10 protein-coding genes are annotated in these 18,924 nt (G+C 39.5%); 6 read left to right on the top strand and 4 right to left on the bottom strand.

Annotated features, from left to right (window positions below; genetic code table 11):
* Nucleotides 1-33: 33 nt before the first annotated feature.
* From AC1DG9_RS05025 to ileS, 3 genes are read right to left on the bottom strand one after another with little or no spacing between them, the layout of a single operon-like run.
* Nucleotides 34-636, bottom strand: coding sequence for a lipoprotein signal peptidase (locus tag AC1DG9_RS05025; protein ID WP_048907639.1), 603 nt, complete (start codon nucleotides 634-636; stop codon nucleotides 34-36).
* A complete protein-coding gene (locus AC1DG9_RS05030) occupies nucleotides 636-1,019 on the bottom strand; it encodes a TraR/DksA family transcriptional regulator (protein WP_477634367.1) in 384 nt (127 codons plus the stop codon). Before AC1DG9_RS05030 ends, AC1DG9_RS05025 begins: the two co-directional genes overlap by 1 nt.
* Before the next feature lie 5 nt (nucleotides 1,020-1,024).
* Nucleotides 1,025-4,417, bottom strand: coding sequence for an isoleucine--tRNA ligase (gene ileS / locus AC1DG9_RS05035; RefSeq protein WP_337717337.1), 3,393 nt, complete (start codon nucleotides 4,415-4,417; stop codon nucleotides 1,025-1,027).
* Nucleotides 4,418-4,634: 217 nt separating this feature from the next.
* On the opposite strand from ileS, the gene AC1DG9_RS05040 reads away from it, so the two are divergent.
* Both AC1DG9_RS05040 and AC1DG9_RS05045 read left to right on the top strand, forming a co-directional pair.
* Nucleotides 4,635-5,183 carry a GNAT family N-acetyltransferase gene (locus tag AC1DG9_RS05040; RefSeq protein WP_477634368.1) on the top strand — a complete coding sequence of 183 codons (549 nt, stop codon included), beginning with the start codon at nucleotides 4,635-4,637 and terminating at the stop codon, nucleotides 5,181-5,183.
* Between the two features lie 131 nt (nucleotides 5,184-5,314).
* Nucleotides 5,315-7,546 (top strand): GH92 family glycosyl hydrolase, encoded by a 2,232-nt coding sequence (locus AC1DG9_RS05045; protein WP_337717339.1) that lies wholly within the window; start codon nucleotides 5,315-5,317, stop codon nucleotides 7,544-7,546.
* 3 nt (nucleotides 7,547-7,549) lie between these two features.
* Here the strand turns inward: AC1DG9_RS05045 and AC1DG9_RS05050 are convergent, their stop codons facing one another.
* Nucleotides 7,550-10,090, bottom strand: a complete 2,541-nt coding sequence (locus AC1DG9_RS05050; RefSeq protein WP_337717341.1) for a Kelch repeat-containing protein — start codon at nucleotides 10,088-10,090, stop codon at nucleotides 7,550-7,552.
* Nucleotides 10,091-10,270: 180 nt separating this feature from the next.
* Here AC1DG9_RS05050 and AC1DG9_RS05055 point away from each other — a divergent pair, with 180 nt between their 5' ends.
* From AC1DG9_RS05055 to AC1DG9_RS05070, 4 genes are all read left to right on the top strand, one after another.
* Entirely contained in the window at nucleotides 10,271-13,396 is a 3,126-nt protein-coding gene (locus AC1DG9_RS05055) for a SusC/RagA family TonB-linked outer membrane protein (protein ID WP_172661642.1), read from the top strand.
* Nucleotides 13,397-13,417: 21 nt separating this feature from the next.
* Entirely contained in the window at nucleotides 13,418-15,442 is a 2,025-nt protein-coding gene (locus AC1DG9_RS05060; protein WP_172661641.1) for a RagB/SusD family nutrient uptake outer membrane protein, read from the top strand.
* A gap of 18 nt (nucleotides 15,443-15,460) precedes the next feature.
* The gene (locus AC1DG9_RS05065; RefSeq protein WP_337717343.1) at nucleotides 15,461-16,165 is read left to right on the top strand and encodes a DUF3823 domain-containing protein; all 705 of its coding nucleotides are present in this window, start codon (nucleotides 15,461-15,463) and stop codon (nucleotides 16,163-16,165) included.
* Nucleotides 16,166-16,372: 207 nt separating this feature from the next.
* The gene (locus AC1DG9_RS05070; RefSeq protein ID WP_172661639.1) at nucleotides 16,373-18,745 is read left to right on the top strand and encodes an ABC transporter permease; all 2,373 of its coding nucleotides are present in this window, start codon (nucleotides 16,373-16,375) and stop codon (nucleotides 18,743-18,745) included.
* Nucleotides 18,746-18,924: the final 179 nt, after the last annotated feature.

The raw sequence follows: 18,924 nt of genomic DNA on the forward strand, positions 1-18,924 counted from the left end.
CAATTCCACAAATCATTAGCACAAATCATAAAATTATTCTTCAACTATCTCATTATTAGGGCCAATTTCTTCTTTAAATTCTTCCTTAAAATAAGTTTTCTGGAACACAAGTATGATGATTACACCAACAGAGATGGCCGCGTCTGCAATATTAAATACCGGTCTGAAAAAGATAAAGTCCTCTCCGCCCCATATTGGAAACCACGAAGGAAAATGACCTTCCCAGATGGGGAAATAGAACATATCTACCACTCTTCCATGGAACCATCCTGCATAACCATATATTACGCCATACAGTACTGAATCTATAATATTTCCTAGTGCACCTGCAAATATCAATGCCACGTTTAAGATAAGACCACGATGGTATTTCCTTTGGATCAGGTAATGTAATCCATAACCGATACCGGCAACGGCTGCTATTCTGAATAATGATAAGGCAAGCTTACCAAACTCCCCGCCAAACTCAAGTCCAAAGGCCATCCCGTTATTTTCGGTAAAATGAATAATGAACCAATTGCCAATGATCTTGAACTCCTGACCCATAAACATATTGGTCTTGATCCAGGTTTTTAAAACCTGATCGGCAAGCAAAACCAGGAAAATTATTAATAAAGGTTTTGTATAGCCTTTCATTACGACTGCTTCAGTTTAGCTTCCATGCTTAAAGTTGCGTGCGGTACAGCACGTAAACGTTCTTTCTGAATCAGTTTACCTGTTTCTCTGCAGATACCATAAGTTTTATTCTCAATACGCACTAATGCAGCCTCTAAATTTTCAATGAATTTTTTCTGACGTGCAGCCAGTTGGTTTAATTGTTCTTTTTCAAGAGTTGCAGAACCATCTTCAAGCGTTTTGTAAGTGCCAGAGGTATCTTCTGTTCCGTTAGAATTARGACTGCTTAGAGAGTTCGTTAAATCAAGAAACTCTTCTCTGGCCATACGTAATTTTTCCTGAATCAATTCTTTAAATTCTTGAAGTTCACTGTCAGAGTACCTTGTTTTTGTAGCTTTTTCCATAATAATTATTGTTTGGCAATCGAAATTTGTAATTCAACATCATCGATTACTATTTTGTTTCCATTATCTAAACTTTCTGTTAATTTAACCTCATCCGCTAAAATTTCCGAGCAAATGTATGTTTTATTTTGAGCTACAGCTGCAGCTACTAAATTATGGTTTTGTAAAGTCACAGTAATTCTATCTGTAACTTCAAAATTAAGTTCTTTTCTTAAATTCTGAATTCTGTTAATTAGTTCACGCGATAATCCTTCCTGTTTCAGTTCGTCAGTTATCGTAACATCAAGAGCAACAGTTAAGTTACCCATATTAGTTACCTGCCATCCTGGTATATCCTCAGCAATGATTTCAACGTCGCTCAACTCGATAACATAATTAGTGCCAGTAATTTGATATTTCCCTTCATTTTCAAACTGACTCAATTGTTCCTGTGTCAAGTTGTTTACTACTTCGGCAACCATTTTCATGTCTTTACCAACCTTAGGGCCTAGCGCTTTAAAGTTAGGTTTGATCTTTTTGGTAATGAAGCCAGCAGTGTCGGTAATATACTCAATATCCTTAATATTCGTTTCTGATAGGATTAATTCTTTAACTAATTCAACCCTTTCAGCAAATTTATTATCAAGTACCGGGATTAGGATTTTAGCCAAAGGCTGACGAACATTGATACTTGTTTTTTTACGCAGCGACAATACCATCGACGATATGTCTTGTGCCAGATGCATGCGTTCATTCAGTTCTGTGTCAATCAAGCTCTGATCAGCTTCCTTAAGTAGGGCAAGATGTACAGATTCAACATTATTAGCAGCATCTCCTGCAGTTAAATTCTGGAATAACCAGTCCGCAAAGAAAGGAGCTATAGGCGACATCAGTTGCGAGATACTGGTTAGGCAAGCATATAAGGTTTCATACGCAGCTTTCTTATCCGCAGTCATTTCGCCCTTCCAGAAGCGGCGGCGTGATAAACGGATGTACCAGTTACTCAAGTGTTCATCCACAAATGACTGAATTGCTCTTGCAGCTTTTGTAGGCTCATAAGCAGCATAGCTTTCATCCACCTCTGCAATTAATGTTTGCAGTAAAGATAGAATCCATCTGTCAAGCTCACTGCGTTCAGCAACTGGAGTGAGCTTATCCTGGTCTATTTCAAACTTGTCAATATTTGCATAAAGGGCAAAGAACGCATAGGTATTGTAAAGCGTTCCAAAGAACTTGCGGCGTACCTCTGCAATTCCTTCAATATCGAACTTTAAGTTGTCCCAAGGATTTGCATTAGATATCATATACCAGCGTGTAGCATCCGGGCCGTACTCTTCCAATGTCTTAAACGGATCAGCTGCATTGCCCAGGCGTTTAGACATTTTCTGCCCGTTTTTGTCGAGTACCAATCCATTTGAAACTACATTTTTATAGGCAATTTTATCAAAAACCAGTGCTCCAATAGCGTGTAAGGTATAGAACCATCCACGAGTCTGGTCAACTCCTTCGGCTATAAAATCAGCAGGGAAGTCTTTTTGCTCATCAATTTTATCTTTATTTTCAAAAGGATAATGCCATTGCGCGTAAGGCATTGCGCCAGAGTCAAACCATACATCGATCAGGTCACTTTCACGATTCATAGGTTTTCCCGAAGGTGAAACCAATATAATTCCGTCCACTACATTCTTATGCAGATCTACTAGATCATAATTGGTTTCAGACATGTTGCCGATCTCAAATCCTTTAAAAGGATTTTCTTTCATAAAGCCGGCTTCTATTGACTTTTCTATGGCATTATATAACTCTTCAACAGAGCCAATTAATATTTCTTCTCTTTTGTCTTCCGTTCTCCAGATTGGCAAGGGAATTCCCCAATATCTAGAGCGCGAAAGGTTCCAGTCGTTTGCATTTTTTAACCAGTTTCCAAAACGGCCCTCTCCTGTAGACTTTGGTTTCCAGTTGATGGTCTCGTTCAAATCAAACATCCTGTCCTTAATGTCAGTTACTTTGATGAACCAGGAATCCAGAGGGTAATATAATAACGGTTCATCAGTTCTCCAGCTGTGCGGGTAACTGTGAACATACTTTTCTACCTTAAACGCTTTATTTTCTTCTTTCAGGCGGATAGCAATTTCTACGTCTACTGATTTCTCAGGAGCCTCACCTTCGTTGTAATATTCATTTTTTACATATTTCCCTGCCAGATCACCTACGTGAGCAGTAAATCTTCCCTGCAAGTCTACCAATGGAACCGGAGATCCATTCTCATCCAAAACCAGCATCGGAGGGACCTCAGGTGTGGCTTCTTTAGCTACTTTAGCATCATCGGCACCAAAGGTGGGCGCTGTATGTACAATACCTGTTCCATCTTCTGTAGTCACAAAGTCTCCGGAGATCACACGGAAAGCATTTTCAGGATTTTGGTATGGTAAAGTATAAGGTAAAAGCTGTTCATATTTAACACCTACCAGGTCTGCGCCTTTACACCCCGTTAAAATTTGATAAGGGATCTTTTTGTCACCCTCTTTGAAATTACTGAAATCTTCCTCAGCAGTGCTTTCAAAGTATATTTTATTAAACTGTTTTCCTACCAGGTTCTTGGCTAAGATTACATTTACAGGAAGGTAAGTATATTGATTAAAGGTTTTTACCAGTACATAGTCTATTTTTGGACCTACAGTCAGCGCTGTGTTCGATGGTAAAGTCCATGGCGTTGTTGTCCATGCCATGAAATGTATATCTCCAAACCCTGTCAGGAAAGCAGGTAATGTGTCAGGTAACGATTTAAACTGGGCAACTATGGTAGTGTCGGTTACATCACGATAAGCTCCCGGCTGATTTACCTCATGTGAGCTTAATCCTGTTCCCGCTTTTGGAGAGTAAGGTTGGATGGTATAGCCCTTATATAATAAACCTTTATCGTAGATCTGTTTCAAAAGCCACCAAACCGATTCCATATATTTCGACTTATAAGTAATATATGGATCATCCATATCCACCCAATAGCCCATTTTCTCGGTAAGGTCGTTCCATACATCTGTATAACGCATTACGGTTCTTTTGCAAGCCTCATTATACTCTTCAATTGAAATGGTCTTTCCTATATCTTCTTTGGTGATGCCAAGTTCCTTTTCAGTTCCCAGTTCTACAGGAAGTCCGTGAGTATCCCATCCTGCTTTTCTTTTTACCTGAAATCCTTTAATAGTTTTATAACGGCAGAAAATATCTTTAATAGCACGCGCCATTACGTGGTGAATACCAGGCATTCCATTTGCAGAAGGCGGCCCTTCGTAAAAAGTAAATGGGTTTGATTTTGATCGGGTCGAAATGCTTTTTTCAAAGATGTTCTCCGCTTTCCAAAAATCAAGTATCTCTTTTCCTATTTTCGCTAGTTCTAACTGTTTAAATTCCCTATACATCAATCAAGTATCTCCAAAAATTAAGGATGCAAAGTTAAGTTATTAGAATGAGAAATTGAAGTGTTGTTTAAAGYTTTTAAACAGCCTAGTGCATCTTGATAGCTCCTGGCGGGTGTTTCGGTATTTGCTCGGTTTACCTTGTTCGCAAAAAGTACCTTAAAGAAAATAAATTTGCATTTTCGCAGTTATTAAAATAATACTACATCCCTATTTACTCATGAAAAACCTTGATTTTTCTATTTTTCCCGTAATAAAGACCTCCCGTCTTTTACTTAGAGAATTAGCTGCCCAAGATGCCCTGCAAATTCACATGCTGCGGTCTGATCCTAAAATTGCGGCCATGACTGGCAGAACACCTTCTACTGGTATAGAAGATGYCATGGCTCACATTTATAAGATTGGAAAACTCATAGAGAACAATGCCAGTATTTACTGGGCAATTTCTTTACTTGACAACCCTTCTTTAATCGGAACCATCTGCCTCTGGAATTTTGATGCTGAAAATGCCATTGCAGAGATTGGTTACGAGCTGCTTCCCGATTTTCAGGGAAAAGGATTTATGAGAGAGGCTATTACTGCTGTGATAAAGTATGGATTTGAAGAATTGAAAGTAAAAACAATAACAGCTTTCCCTTCAGCAAATAATATCAGTTCAGTAAAAGTTTTAAAGATGGCTGGTTTTAAAAGAGATAACAAAGTCTATCCGAATTCGCACGGCGATAGTGTAGATAATGTGGTTACGTTTTCTTTAACATTGCCAGAATAACTCAAAAACCGGTATAAATTTTTCATTATTCTATTACAATTAAGGATTTATTATGATGTAATTAATCCCCGATGTTTTATTTGTGTAGTTCACCAAATGTAAACCTATTAATAAACCATCAATTAGAATTCATGAATTTTTTTTATTGCAGAACGAGAACGAAACTTAGTATTTGTATAGTCCTTGCACTTTTCGGAATAACTGACATAGCCAATGCACAAAGCAAAAACAGTCAAAAGTTAACGGATTTTGTAGACCCATTTATTGGGTCGGGCTCACACGGACACGTTTTTATTGGAGCCAGTGTTCCTTTTGGAGGCGTGCAAATTGGCCCCGATAATTTTTATAAAGGCTGGGACTGGTGTTCGGGATACAATTATCAGGATAGCGTAATCAGAGGCTTTGCGCAAACCCATTTAAGCGGTACCGGAATAGGCGATCTTTCTGATATTGCCATTATGCCTTATACAGGAAGTGCTAAAACAGATAAGGGCCAGGAAAAGGTTCCGGGAAGTGGCTATGCTTCACTTTTTTCCCATAAGAATGAACAAGCAAAACCAGGTTTCTATTCGGTAAAACTGGGAAACGGCGTCAATGTAGAGTTAACCGCGTCCGAGAGGGTAGGTTATCATCGKTATCATTTTCCTGCAGGAAAAGAGGCACATGTGATCATCGATTTAAAAGAAGGTATTAATGATCAGTCTACCGATACCCATATTGAGCAGGTTGATGATTTTACATTCAAAGGTTATCGTAAATCATCTGGCTGGGCTAAAGATCAATGGATCTATTTTGCCATAAAATCGTCAGTAGCCATAAAGAACTTTGCATTATACAATAACAATACGCTTTTAAAAGATAAGGCGGCAACTGATAAAGCAATAAAGGGGCTCTTTAATTTTGATCAGGCACCTGCTCTTTTAGAACTTAAGGTTGGAATATCGCCTGTAAGTTCAGAAAATGCACTTGATAATATCACTGCAGAAATCCCAAAATGGAACTTCGAGCAGATCGTAAAACAAGCAGATGATAAATGGAACAAGGAACTATCCAGGCTTACGGTTGAATCTAAGAACATCACAGAAAAGAAAATCTTTTATACAGCGATGTATCACACTATGATCAACCCATCATTGTTCAATGATCATAATGGCGATTATCGTGGCGCCGATAAAAAGGTATATAAAAGTGGCTCGTTCGCTAATTACAGTGTTTTTTCAACCTGGGATACTTATCGGGCAGCTCATCCGCTCTATGTACTTACACAGCCTAAACGTGCTGCTGATATGATAAATTCAATGCTGGCCATTTATGATCAGCAAGGGCATTTACCAATCTGGCACCTTATGGGAAATGAAACAGGTACAATGGTAGGTATGGCAAGCAGACAGATTGTTGCCGAGGCCTATCTTAAGGGGATAAAATTTGATGGCGAAAAGGCCTTTGAAGCTTTAACAAACAGTTCAGAAGTGAATTTACTTGGCCTGGAGTATGCTAAAAACTTTCAGGTAATACCTAGTGATAAAGAAGGAGCTTCAACCGCCAAAGGAATGGAATATGCAATAGGGGACGGAAGTATTGCACTAATGGCGCAAAAAATGGGAAAGGGAAATGAGTATAACAACTTCAAAAAACGTGCTGAGAACTATAAGCTATACTTTGATCCGGCTGATAAATTCTTTAAAGGAAAACTATCAGACGGCAGCTGGACTCCTGGCTTTGATCCGTTTAAAAGTAAAAACGTACTTTACTCAGAAGGAAATGCCTGGCAATACAACTGGCTTGTTCCTCAGGATGTAAACGGTTTAATCGGTTTGCTGGGCGGTAAAGAAGCCTTTAATCAGCGGCTTGATCAATTTTTTACACTACCATTTCAGGACGAGGGAGGGTTGGAGGATATGACGGGGCTGATTGGGCAGTATGCTCATGGAAATGAGCCTGGGCACCACATTCCTTATCTGTACAACTACGGTGGACAGCAATGGAAAACGGCTGAAAAGGTAAGACATATTTTAAAAGAAATGTATCATGATCGTCCAGATGGCATCATCGGAAATGAAGACTGCGGACAAATGTCGGCATGGTATGTATTTTCGTCTTTAGGGTTCTACCCTGTATTTCCGGCCTCTGGAACTTATGCCATCGGGAGTCCGTTATTTGACAAAGCCACAATTAATTTAGAGGGCGGAAAAAAATTCATTGTTGAATCTGTAAGCAACAGCGACAAGAATATTTATATCCAAAGCATTCTATTGAACGGGAAAAAATATGAGGAAAGCTATTTACAGCATGCCGATATTATGAAAGGTGGTACACTAAAAATTACAATGGGAAGTAAGCCAAACTATAATTACGGCAAATAACCATTACCCCAGTATTTCCTGAAAGGTTTTATTAAAGCTTTCTGCATAAATGGCTTTATATTCTTTATTGAAATTCTCGAATATAGATTTAGCCAGAGAGTGCTTACCTAAAAATACAAGAGCCTGGCATTTAATTGCCATGGCTTCTTCATTTACCGGATCAAAGTTAAATACACAATCCGCTAAAGATATTAAAAATTCAGGATCATCCGAGATCTTCATGCTTGCCGCCATATGGAGGTAAGTATCGATGATCTCGTTTGAAATTTCATACTTCAAAGGATCCAGCCAGCTGTATTCTGCATTTGAAAGAAACCCACCCCGAGATACAATTTTTGTAAGATCTATGATCTTGTTTTTGTTGATGTCGGTTTTGCTTTTAACAATATTCAGATATTCTTTATAGTCTATTCTGATCTTGTCGTAATCGATCAGCATTTTCCAGTAACCGGTCTCTTTAGATATCTCACAGCTATCCATGCTTTCCAGAAGCAGCTTCAGCTTTGCAATACTAACAGATCTGTTATTCCTGGCGCTGCCAACAGACTTGTCGGCCCATAAAATCTCTTCCAGTTTTTCTGAACTAACGCCTCGTCCCCAGCGCACGGTAAACAATAATATTAGCAGGAAAAGCTCTTTTATTACTGGGGTAAAGAGCTTGGTAATATCTTTTCCTTCTCTGTCAAATAGCTGAAGGTCGCCAAACAGAAACATGGTATTTCTTATATCATCAGGCATATCAGTATTTTCTTGCTTTATGTTTACCAGTTCAGGTTCTTTAAGGGTTATTACCGGTACTTTAACTGAGGGCTTAGCTAATGTCTTTTGGTTTCTGATTCGTTTGTATCCTAAATATAACATGCACAGAATTAGCGCTCCTGAAATTACCATATACCAGTTTATTGTAAAACGGGGTGGGGTATTGTGCACTGCCTGTTGTATTTCGGGAGGGGCATGTAAAGTATAGATCTTAACGGAGGAACTGTTTGCTTTCTGATCATAATAAAGCAATACGGCTACAAACTTTTTGCTAACCTTACAATAATACAAGTCTGCAAACGATGATATGTCGTGGAAAGTATAAGGAATGCGGCTGCCTACAAATTCATAGGAAGGATTTTTAAGCGATCCCTTGATCATAGCCAAAGAAGAATTAAATATGTGGTTTACAAACGTGAGGGCATAAAAAGATTGTTCCTTCTCATCAATAACCATGGAGTTTGCGAAAGCGAATTCTTCCTTTCCGGGATTCAGCTCAAATAGCTTTTTGAAAGTTTTGTGTTCAACATCATAAAAGCTGAGGTCGTAGAGGTTCTTTGGATTCAGAATCTGCTGACCGGTCGTACTTCCATATCCTCCAAGTATGTAAGCGCCGTTTTTCGTTGCACCCAGTGCAGCAAGGTAGCGTGGAGTAAAATCTCCGCTTGTTTTAACCGAACTTAGTTTTTTATCTTTAAAATGATAGCGCTGAACATCTCGTTTATAGTTATAATGTCCATAGCCCCCAATAAAATACAGACTGTTGTCATTTGCAGAGTAGAACTTGTTTAAATGCCAGAAATTTGTAGGTACGTTTTCGCCAGTATACTTGCTATCCCATGTGTTATTGCTAAAATTGAACCCACTCATTAGTGAAAAATCTACATAGAAATTTAATAGCCCCAGTTCATTTTGATAAATAGATTGATTTCCATAAAGCATTGGCTGCAATCCGGATTTATAATCGGCGATAGTTGTTTTTTCCGTTTTTACATCGTAAGTCTGCAAGGATTTTTCAGTTACTACAAATACCCGTTCGCGATCAGCATCAAAGGCAACACTTGCCGATCCTGCAACCTCAGCAGATTTAACGAGTTCCCATTCAATGTGCATTTTTCTAATCCAGTTCGGATTAATTACTCCGGCATTTTTTCCTTTAATCTTTTCTGTTGCACTTAATCCGGTATATTCATTTAATGGCCAGTGATGTGTTAGCTTGTCATCCTCAGTTATTTTTATCTCTTTGATCTTCATTGGCGGCACATCCTTCACTTCATGTTCCTTATAATTATTGGCACCAAAGCAGATTCTGTAACAATTCTTTTTTAAGGGGATTTTCTCACGATAAACTTTGCCATCAGCGGTAAGAACCAGTTCCTGGTTTTCCTGATCAAACCTGAGCTTTATGTTGTACCAGTTTTTAAACAGCTTGTCTAGTTTTATATCGAACTCAATGTTCGACATCTTATCACCTATAACCAACTTAAGATGGTTTTTTGCCTCCAGGCTTTTATCGTATATAAGGTCGATGTTTCGTTTTTCCTGATCTACAATTCGGAATATATAACCAAAGTAATCGGTATGGCCTGTCATAAAAGAAAAATCGAACGATAGCTCAAAGGTGTTATTGAAACATAGTGGATCAGCAGCGGTCAGGTCCAGTCCTGTTCTTTTTTCCTGTATAGTCTCATGCCCCGTAAAACAAAGGCCATAATACTGTGCATTTGTGATCTTCGGAGTTATAAAAAGAAAGGCAAAACAAGTCAGGTAGAATTTTAATCCCATAGTCATATCTGGTCTCGCTAAGATAAGCAAATTTGGCAAATCCCCTTCCAATATAGCTTCTATGTGGAATATGAAATTTTTTCTAAGATTTTTTCTCCAACTAAGACATTTTTAAGCCTTTTTTAAGGCTATTAAATTACTTAGTGTTTAAATAAACCAAATATTAAACCAAAACTAAGTATGAAAAGACTACTATTTTTCTTACTCGCATGTTGTATTACAACCTATACATATGCGCAGAACATTACCGTAAAAGGTAAGGTTACGGATGCCGCCGGCGGGCCTTTAATTGGTGCCGCGATAAAAGTGAAGGGAAGTTCAGGAGGAACTTCAGCCGACAATAACGGAGAGTTTTCTATCTCTGTTCCCACAGGTTCTTCTCTGTTAATTTCCTTTGTTGGTTTTCAACCTAAAGAAGTGCAGGTTACAAGCGGCGGGCCATTAAATATTATACTTTCTGACAGCGGTAACAGCCTTGGAGAAGTGGTTGTTGTAGGGTATGGTACACAGAAAAAAGCCACCCTTACCGGATCCATTGCCTCTGTTTCCAATGCCGAGATCTCAACAACCAAAACACAGAACGTACAGAACATGCTAACCGGTAAAGTTCCCGGGCTTCGTGTTGTACAAAGAACATCAGAGCCTGGTGTTTTTACCAATCAATTTGATATCCGGGGCTTTGGTAATCCGTTAATTGTTATTGATGGGGTACCGCGCGATAATATTACTCGTCTTGATCCTAATGAGATCGAGAGTATTTCAGTTCTAAAAGATGCAGCTGCTGCGGTGTATGGAGTAAGAGCTGCTAATGGGGTTGTACTCGTAACCACCAAAAAAGGGAAATCTGGCAAGCCGGAAATTACTTATGCTGCTTATTATGGTCAGCAAACACCAATCGGATTGCCTGAGCCTGTAGGTGTAATTGACCGTTTCACGCTAATGAACGAGAAGACCATGCATAGAGTTGATGGACCTGTACTAACGTATAACGATGAAGATTTTGCCCCTTATCGTAATGGAACAAAAACAGGTACCAACTGGTATGACATGACAATGCGTGATTTTGCACCTCAGTTCCAGCAAAACCTTAGTGCCAGTGGCAGTTCAGGTGATACTAAGATAGATTATTTCATTAACCTTGGTTATGCCAGGCAAGAAGGAATCTGGAAAAGCAATTCCTTAAAATATGACAGGTATAATCTGCGCTCTAACTTAAACGCCCAGATCTCTAATCGTTTAAAAGCCTCTTTAAAACTTAACGGTATTTTAGAGAATAAAATGAATCCTAAAGTTCCTTCCTGGCAGCTGTTTTCGCAATTATGGAGAGCACAGCCAAACGAAACCTATTATGCAAATAATAATCCTGATTATCTGTATAAGCCAGTTTTCGAACATCCCGGAGCAAATTCAGATAGTGATTTATCGGGTTACCAAAAAGACCAGAACAGCTGGTTACAGAGCCAGTTTTCATTAGACTATCAGGTGCCATATCTTGATGGATTAACCGCAAGGGGATTGTTCTCGTACGATGCCAGAAATAACAATTTTAAGGATTATAGAAAAGGTTATAACGTATATGATTATAATGCAGCAAGCGATTCTTATACCGCCTATAATAAGAATGGTCCCGATCAGTTGCTTAGAAGGTATAGCACAACACCTAACTCATTATTGCAACTCTCGTTGAATTATGTAAAAAGTATAAAGAAACATAACATAAACGCCTTAGTACTCTACGAAGAAGGTACTTCGAGTGCCGATAATTTTTTTGCACAGCGTGATCTTGCCTTGCCTGTTGAATACCTATTTGCCGGAAAAGCACTAGGCCAGGTGGCAAATACCAATATTGACGGTGTATCTGAAACAGCAACCAGAGCTGTAATAGGCAGATTGAACTATGATTTTTCAGGGAAATACCTTGCCGAGTTTAGCTTTCGTTATGATGGTTCTTCGAGGTTTTCTGATAAGAAACAATTTGGGTTCTTTCCGGGTGCTTCTGTTGGATGGCGCATATCTGAAGAATCTTTCATGAAAAATAATTCATCACTGTCATTTATCGATAACCTGAAAATCAGGGCGTCATATGGTATTATGGGCGATGATGGAAACGTAAGGTATCAGTTCCTTTCGGGCTACGATTATCCGTTTAATGGAAACAGAGAAGCACTTGGTGGGGGTTATATGTTTGATGGCGGTTTTGTTAACTCAGTTGGCTTTAGAGCAGTACCAAATCCAGACCTCACATGGGTAGAGGTTAAAACAACCAATATCGGGTTAGATGCTGAATTGTGGAAAGGCAAACTTGGGATTACATTTGATGCATTTAAACGCCGCAGGGATGGACTTTTAGGCAACCGTTTGGTAACTGTACCCGGTTCATTTGGTGCAAATATGCCACAGGAAAACCTGAATAGTGATGAAACGCGCGGGCTTGAACTTGCATTAAGTCACAGAAATAGGTTCGGAGAGCTGGGCTATAACATCAGCGGAAATGTATCGTTAACACGTACTAAAATTATTTATGAAGAACTTGGACGTGCAGGAAATTCACAGGAAAACTGGAGAAACAACAAACTCAACCGCTATAATGATGTATGGTTTGGCTTTGGGTATGTAGGACAGTTTCAATCATTTGAGCAGATTGCCAATTATAACCAGTTTACCGGTAGAGGTACACTTCCTGGCGATTACATTTACGAGGATTGGAACGGCGACGGGACTTTTGATGATCTGGACCGTTATCCAGTTGCTACTGCYATTAATCCAAACAGTACCAGTGCTGATGGAAACGATGCCCGGCATAACTATCCATTGCTAAATTTTGGGCTTAACCTTGGTTTCGATTACAAGGGTTTTGATCTGAACCTGCTTTTCCAGGGCGGCGCGATGTCTTATGTTTCCTATCCTGAAGCCTTTAGAGAGCCATTGGCCTTCGATGGAAATGCGCTGGATATGTTTATGGACAGATGGCATCCTGTTGATCCCAAAGCAGATCCTTATGATCCCGCCAATAAATGGGTACAAGGATACTACGCTTATACGGGAACGGTTATTAACGACAATTCGCGCAGGGCGATTCAAAATGGTGCTTATATGCGTTTAAAGAGCGCTGAGCTTGGTTATTCACTTCCTAAAAAAATACTTACAAAAATAGGGATACAAGGATTACGCGTATATGCCAACGGATACAACCTGCTAACCATTACGAAGATTAAAGGATTAGACCCCGAGCGCCCTTCAGAACTTTATGGGTACATCTATCCAATCAGCCGTACAATTAATTTCGGAACAAGCATTAGCTTTTAATAAGGATCCAGACAAATGATTATGAAACAATTAAAATATATAGCATTTATGCTTCTTTTTGGAGCAGTATGCGCTTGTAATAAACTGGACATTGCCCCTGTAAATATTGTACAGGATAAGGATCTGTTCACAGATGCGGGAATGCAGGCCTATATGGCCGCTCTCTATAGCCGCATGCCTATTGAGGATTTTAAATACAGTGCCGGCGATGGCACAGAAGGGTTTAATACCTGGAATCAAATCGCCTTACCCATGTTAAATACCGGAGAAAATGCCAATCGAAACAACGGAGGTTTTGTAAATCCTGCCAGAGGGTACTGGAAAAGCGGTTACCAGGTTATTCGCTATTCCAACTATCTGATCGAAAATTTACCTGCTTATGCCGCGTCACTAACACAGCCAAAGGTTGATAAATGGATAGCTGAAGCACGTTTTATTCGTGCTTTTACATATTTTGCTTTGGTAAAGCGTTACGGAGGAGTACCTATTACAAGTCAGGTTCAGGCTTTAAATGCCAACGTAGAAGAATTGCAGATTCCAAGAAGCAGTGAACAGGAAGTTTATGATTTTATACTGGCAGATCTTGATTATGCCATTACAAACATGAATGAGGCAAGTGAGCAAAAGGGACGTGTAAATAAGAATATTGCTGCGGCATTTAAATCGCGCGTTGCGCTTTTTGCCGGTTCAAAGGCCAGATATGGTACTCAATATGTTGTTGATGGCATAATGCTTAATGGCATTCCGGCGGCAAAGGCCAATGATTATTTTAAATTAAGCTTTCAGGCTGCAAAAATGATTGAAGGTAAGTATTCTCTTTATAAAAAAACATGGTCGCCCACAGATAAAATTGCTTCTGCAAATAATTATGCTGCACTTTTTCTGGACACGGAGAGTCCCGAAACGATCTTCTCAAAAGGTTATTCCTTTGTAGAAAATGTACATAGTTTCGATGCAGTTTATTCGCCGCCACACATGACTTCAACTTATGGCGATCGTTTTAATCCTACTTTGGATTATGTAGAGCTTTTTGATGGATTGCCAAAGAATTCACGTGGCGAGATACAGACCACTAAGCCTGATGGAACCTATATCGTATATGATTATGTAGAACAGCTTTTTGAAAATTGCGAGCCAAGGTTAAGAGGCACAGTTTTATTGCCGGGCCAGGCTTTTAAAGGACTGCGTACCGATCTTCGTCGCGGAACATTTATCGAAAGTATAGATCCGGCCACCCCTATACAAAAGTTGGTGCCAGAGGGTTCAACAGCAGCTTATTCTTCCAATCCATTTTATAATCCAAACGTAAAACAGGCAGGAACATGGAATAGTCAGGTGCCAATTGTATTGTCTACTGGGCAGTCAATTAACCCTACTGGCCTGGATGGCCCAACTTCTTCAAACAATGCCACCGTTACCGGTTTTCATGGACGCAAATATCTAAATCCAAATGTTTCAGCGGCGCTTACCAAACTCCATGAGTCTACTCAGTCGTGGATTGAAATCAGATATGCAGAAGTATTGCTAAACCGTGCCGAAGCAGCGTTAGAACTTGCACAGCATGGTGTAAATAACTTAGACGGTGTTGACCTTCAAAATGATGCTTTTGTACAAATCAATGCCATTCGTGAGCGGGCAGGAGCGGTATTGTTAACAGATCAGGGCGAGCTTTCTGCAGGTGCGGCACTTGCACCGGGAACCGGTGTTGGGTCATATGTACTGGCGCCAACAAGAGGATTGCAGCTTGTAAGGATAGAGCGCAGAAAGGAACTTGCTTTTGAGCATAAGCTTTGGTGGGACATGCTGAGATGGAGAACTGCCGATCTGGAAGTTAATTCGAGAATCTGGAGAAAGCTTAATCCCTTCCTGTTTGCTAAAGGATCGGTTCCTGAAGCGCCAGATTATGTAAAGGGCAAGTATATTTTTGATGCCAGACTGGAAGAGCGCAATTCAAGATTTACCGTGGCTACTAAATATTACTATGAAGCTATTCCGGGTGCTGAGATTGCAGCAAATCCTAAGCTAAAACAAAACGAACAGTATTAACCATTACAGAAATCAGGTATGAAAAAGATATTATTTATGTTATTGTTTTTTGCAGGAGTGGCAGCATTGCATTCCTGTAAAATTGACGATTATGAGGCCCCTTCGGCAGTATTGCAAGGAACAATCCTTGACGATAAAGGACAGGGTTTACAGGCTGAACAAGGCCAGGGGAACACCAGAATCAGAATGGAAGAACTGAGCTGGAGCAGTACACCAACCCCCATGTTTTTAAATATTAAACAAGATGGTAGTTATATAAACAACAAGTTATTTGCCGGCAAATATCGCATTAGCCCAATTGAGGGTCCCTTTTATCCGGTAACAGCAGAGGAAATTGATGTCAAGGGTACAACAACCCACGATTTTCATGTAGTGCCGTATGTAGTTGTAGAATGGGTGGGTGATCTGGTAGTTACCGCCGACAAAAAGATCTCTGCTAAATTTAAGTTTAGCAGAAATGAGGCGCCAGCCGGACAAACCAAACCTACCGTTGCTGATTACAGGTTGTTCGTGTCAACTACAAAGTATGTAGGCAACAATAATTTCGATCCTGCAAATGGTCTGGTAACCGTTATCCCAAATGAAAATACCGAAGTTGCCATCACCACAAATGCAGCAATGAAATATGCCACTACTTACTATGTGAGGGTAGGCGTAAGGGTAAATGATAATTTCAAAAAGTACAATTATACCACAGTAAAAGAGATAACAGTAACCCCATAATTTATTAGGTTAGTTAGTTAAGCGGCGAGGGCTTTGGCTTCCTGAGCCGCTTTTCTTATTTAAAACCTAACTGTACATTTATGTACATAGATTGTACGGAAATGAACAATAAATCGCCGGCATAAATATAAATGGCCGATATTTAGGTGTATGGAGTTGTTTCTGAGAATGGCATATCTTTGGCGTAAGAGATGAAAAACCCCGGATATGTTTTTAATCAACTTTAGAATAGCTTTAAGAAACCTTTGGAAAAATAAAGGTTTTTCTCTGATCAACATTGGAGGGTTAGCCATTGGTATGACCTGTTGTTTAATGCTCCTGATGTATGTGGGTTACGAATGGAGTTATGATAAACAATTTAAGGATATAGACCGTATATATGCTGCTAAACTTACCCTAAATGTAAATGGGAAACTTTTAACAACAGACGCAACCCCAAATAAGCTTGCAGGTGCTGCTTTGGTAAGCTTGCCCTCGGTAGAAACTGCCAGTAGGATAGCTATGGGCGAGTCAACGAAATTATTTGGTACTGCCAATAACAATTTTAAGTTGACTACCCTAAATGTTGACCCTGGCTTTTTGAAGATATTTGATTACAAGTTTATTCAGGGAAACCCCGAAACAGCTTTAAGCGAACCCAATTCGGTTTTACTTACTGCCTCAGCGGCTAAGAGGCTATTTGGAAGTGTGAACGTTTTAGGCAGCAGCGTAAAGTGGGATAATAGTAAGATCCTGAAGGTCTCTGCGGTAGTAGAAGATCTGCCAAAGAACATGACCCATCAATTCGAAGCACTGCAACCCTGGTCATTTTTTGAGCAGGAACATCCCGGAGAGAAGGACAATGGTTGGGGAAGCATTACCTGCTTTACTTTATTCAAGTTAAAAGACAAAGCTAGCTTCGAGGTTACAGATGCTGGAGTAAGACAGTTGATTAAGAAAAATGATAAGGAGACTACTCTCCAGGCTTTTCTTTTTCCCTTTGGCAAATACCATCTTTATGATCATTTTGAAAATGGTAAGTCAGCTGGAGGAAGGATTGATCAGGTAAGGCTGTTCATTTTTCTGGCGTTCTGTGTTCTGCTAATTGCCTGCATTAATTATATGAACCTTTCAACTGCACGATCAGAAAAACGTGCAAGAGAAGTAGGAGTGCGCAAGGCACTTGGTGCTTCCAGAAAAACGCTGATTGGTCAGTTCGTAATGGAGTCACTTGTGCTTTCATTAATTGGTATTTTGATTGCATTTGTACTGCTAGAGGGTGTGCTGCCCTATTTTAATAATCTGCTGGATATCTCTATCCAAATCAATTACAAGTCACCCTACACATGGGTAACACTACTCTCGCTAATCTTATTCACAGGTGTGCTTGCAGGAAGCTATCCCGCGTTTTATTTGTCATCTTTTACACCTGTAAAGGTATTAAAAGGCTTTACCGGAATAGGTAAGTCCTCATTGCCGATGCGCAAAATACTTGTTGTGGTGCAGTTTACCATCTCAATTTGTATGATCGTTTGTGCTATTGTGATCTATTCCCAAATCCAATTCATGAAAAATAAGCCGTTAGGGTTTAACGAGAATAACCTGGTGCAACTGGATCTGGAAGGCGAGTGGTTAAAGCTGCAGAAGCTGGAGATCTTTAAAGCGGAGCTAAAAAATGCTGGCGCGATTGTTTCGGCAACAGAATTTGCAAGTTCATTTACTCAGGGAGGCACCATAACCGGAGATATTAGCTGGCCAGGTAAGGCGGCAAATGATAATTCTATAATAGATTATCGAAGTACAGGTTTCGATTTTGTAAAAACGATAGGTACGACTATGGTGATGGGAAGGGATTTCTCACCTAAATTTGTTGCTGATACAGCAACATCATTACTGCTAAATGAAAGTGCCGTGAGAACGATGGGGCTTAAAAATCCGGTGGGCTCTAAAATTACCTGGGGCGATCAATCGCTAAATGTAATTGGTGTTGTTAAAGATTATACAAACGAACAGCTGGGTGCAAAGTCAAAACCTACCGTATTTTATTGCAACATTGCTCAAAGCAAAGTATTGCTGCTTCGTCTTAATCCGGATCAATCGCTAAGCAAATCAGTTCAGTCTATCAAAGACATTAGCCTTCGACTCAATCCTTCTTATCCCGCAGATCTCCAGTTCGTTAATCAGGGTATGCAGCAGAAGCTAAAAACAGAGCGATTGCTCAGTGTGCTTTCTAATCTGTTTGGTTGTTTTGCTATTTTTATCTCTTGTTTAGGCTTGCTGGGGCTTGCTTTATATATTGCGGAGCAGAGAAGTAAAGAAATCAGTATCAGAAAGGTTCTTGGTGCCGATTTGAAAAGTATTCTTGTTCTATTGAACAAGGATTTTATAAAACTGGTTATTCTATCAAATATGATTGCTATTCCAGCTGCTTATATTATTGCGGTAAGGTGGCTGCAGAAATATGACTATAAAGTTGCCATGACTGCCTGGCCGTTTTTAATTGCTTTATTTTTGTCTGTATTTATTGCCATACTTACAGTAAGCTTTCAAACCGTCAAGGTTGCAAAGGCAAATGCGGTTGATGCATTAAAATATGAGTAAGTTCTGAAACAAGTTCAACAAACATTGTTCCGTCATCTCGATTTCTATGACAAAACCWAATCATTTTTATAAATGGTTTGGTTTTTTATGACGGCAAAGATTCTGTGGATTATTTTGTTTCTAACAGCATTCAGGACACTCATTTTGTTTTTACCATCTTGAACCTTCTGTTTATAATA

The sequence above is a fragment of the Pedobacter sp. 05L430 genome (genome assembly GCF_056397585.1).

Bases quoted from the DNA above. Each gene is read 5' to 3' on its own strand.
- AC1DG9_RS05050 (WP_337717341.1), bottom strand. From the start codon at position 10,090: ATGGGATTAAAATTCTACCTGACTTGTTTTGCCTTTCTTTTTATAACT.
- AC1DG9_RS05065 (WP_337717343.1), top strand. From the start codon at position 15,461: ATGAAAAAGATATTATTTATGTTATTGTTTTTTGCAGGAGTGGCAGCA.
- AC1DG9_RS05025 (WP_048907639.1), bottom strand. From the start codon at position 636: ATGAAAGGCTATACAAAACCTTTATTAATAATTTTCCTGGTTTTGCTT.
- ileS (WP_337717337.1), bottom strand. From the start codon at position 4,417: ATGTATAGGGAATTTAAACAGTTAGAACTAGCGAAAATAGGAAAAGAG.
- AC1DG9_RS05070 (WP_172661639.1), top strand. From the start codon at position 16,373: ATGTTTTTAATCAACTTTAGAATAGCTTTAAGAAACCTTTGGAAAAAT.
- AC1DG9_RS05060 (WP_172661641.1), top strand. From the start codon at position 13,418: ATGAAACAATTAAAATATATAGCATTTATGCTTCTTTTTGGAGCAGTA.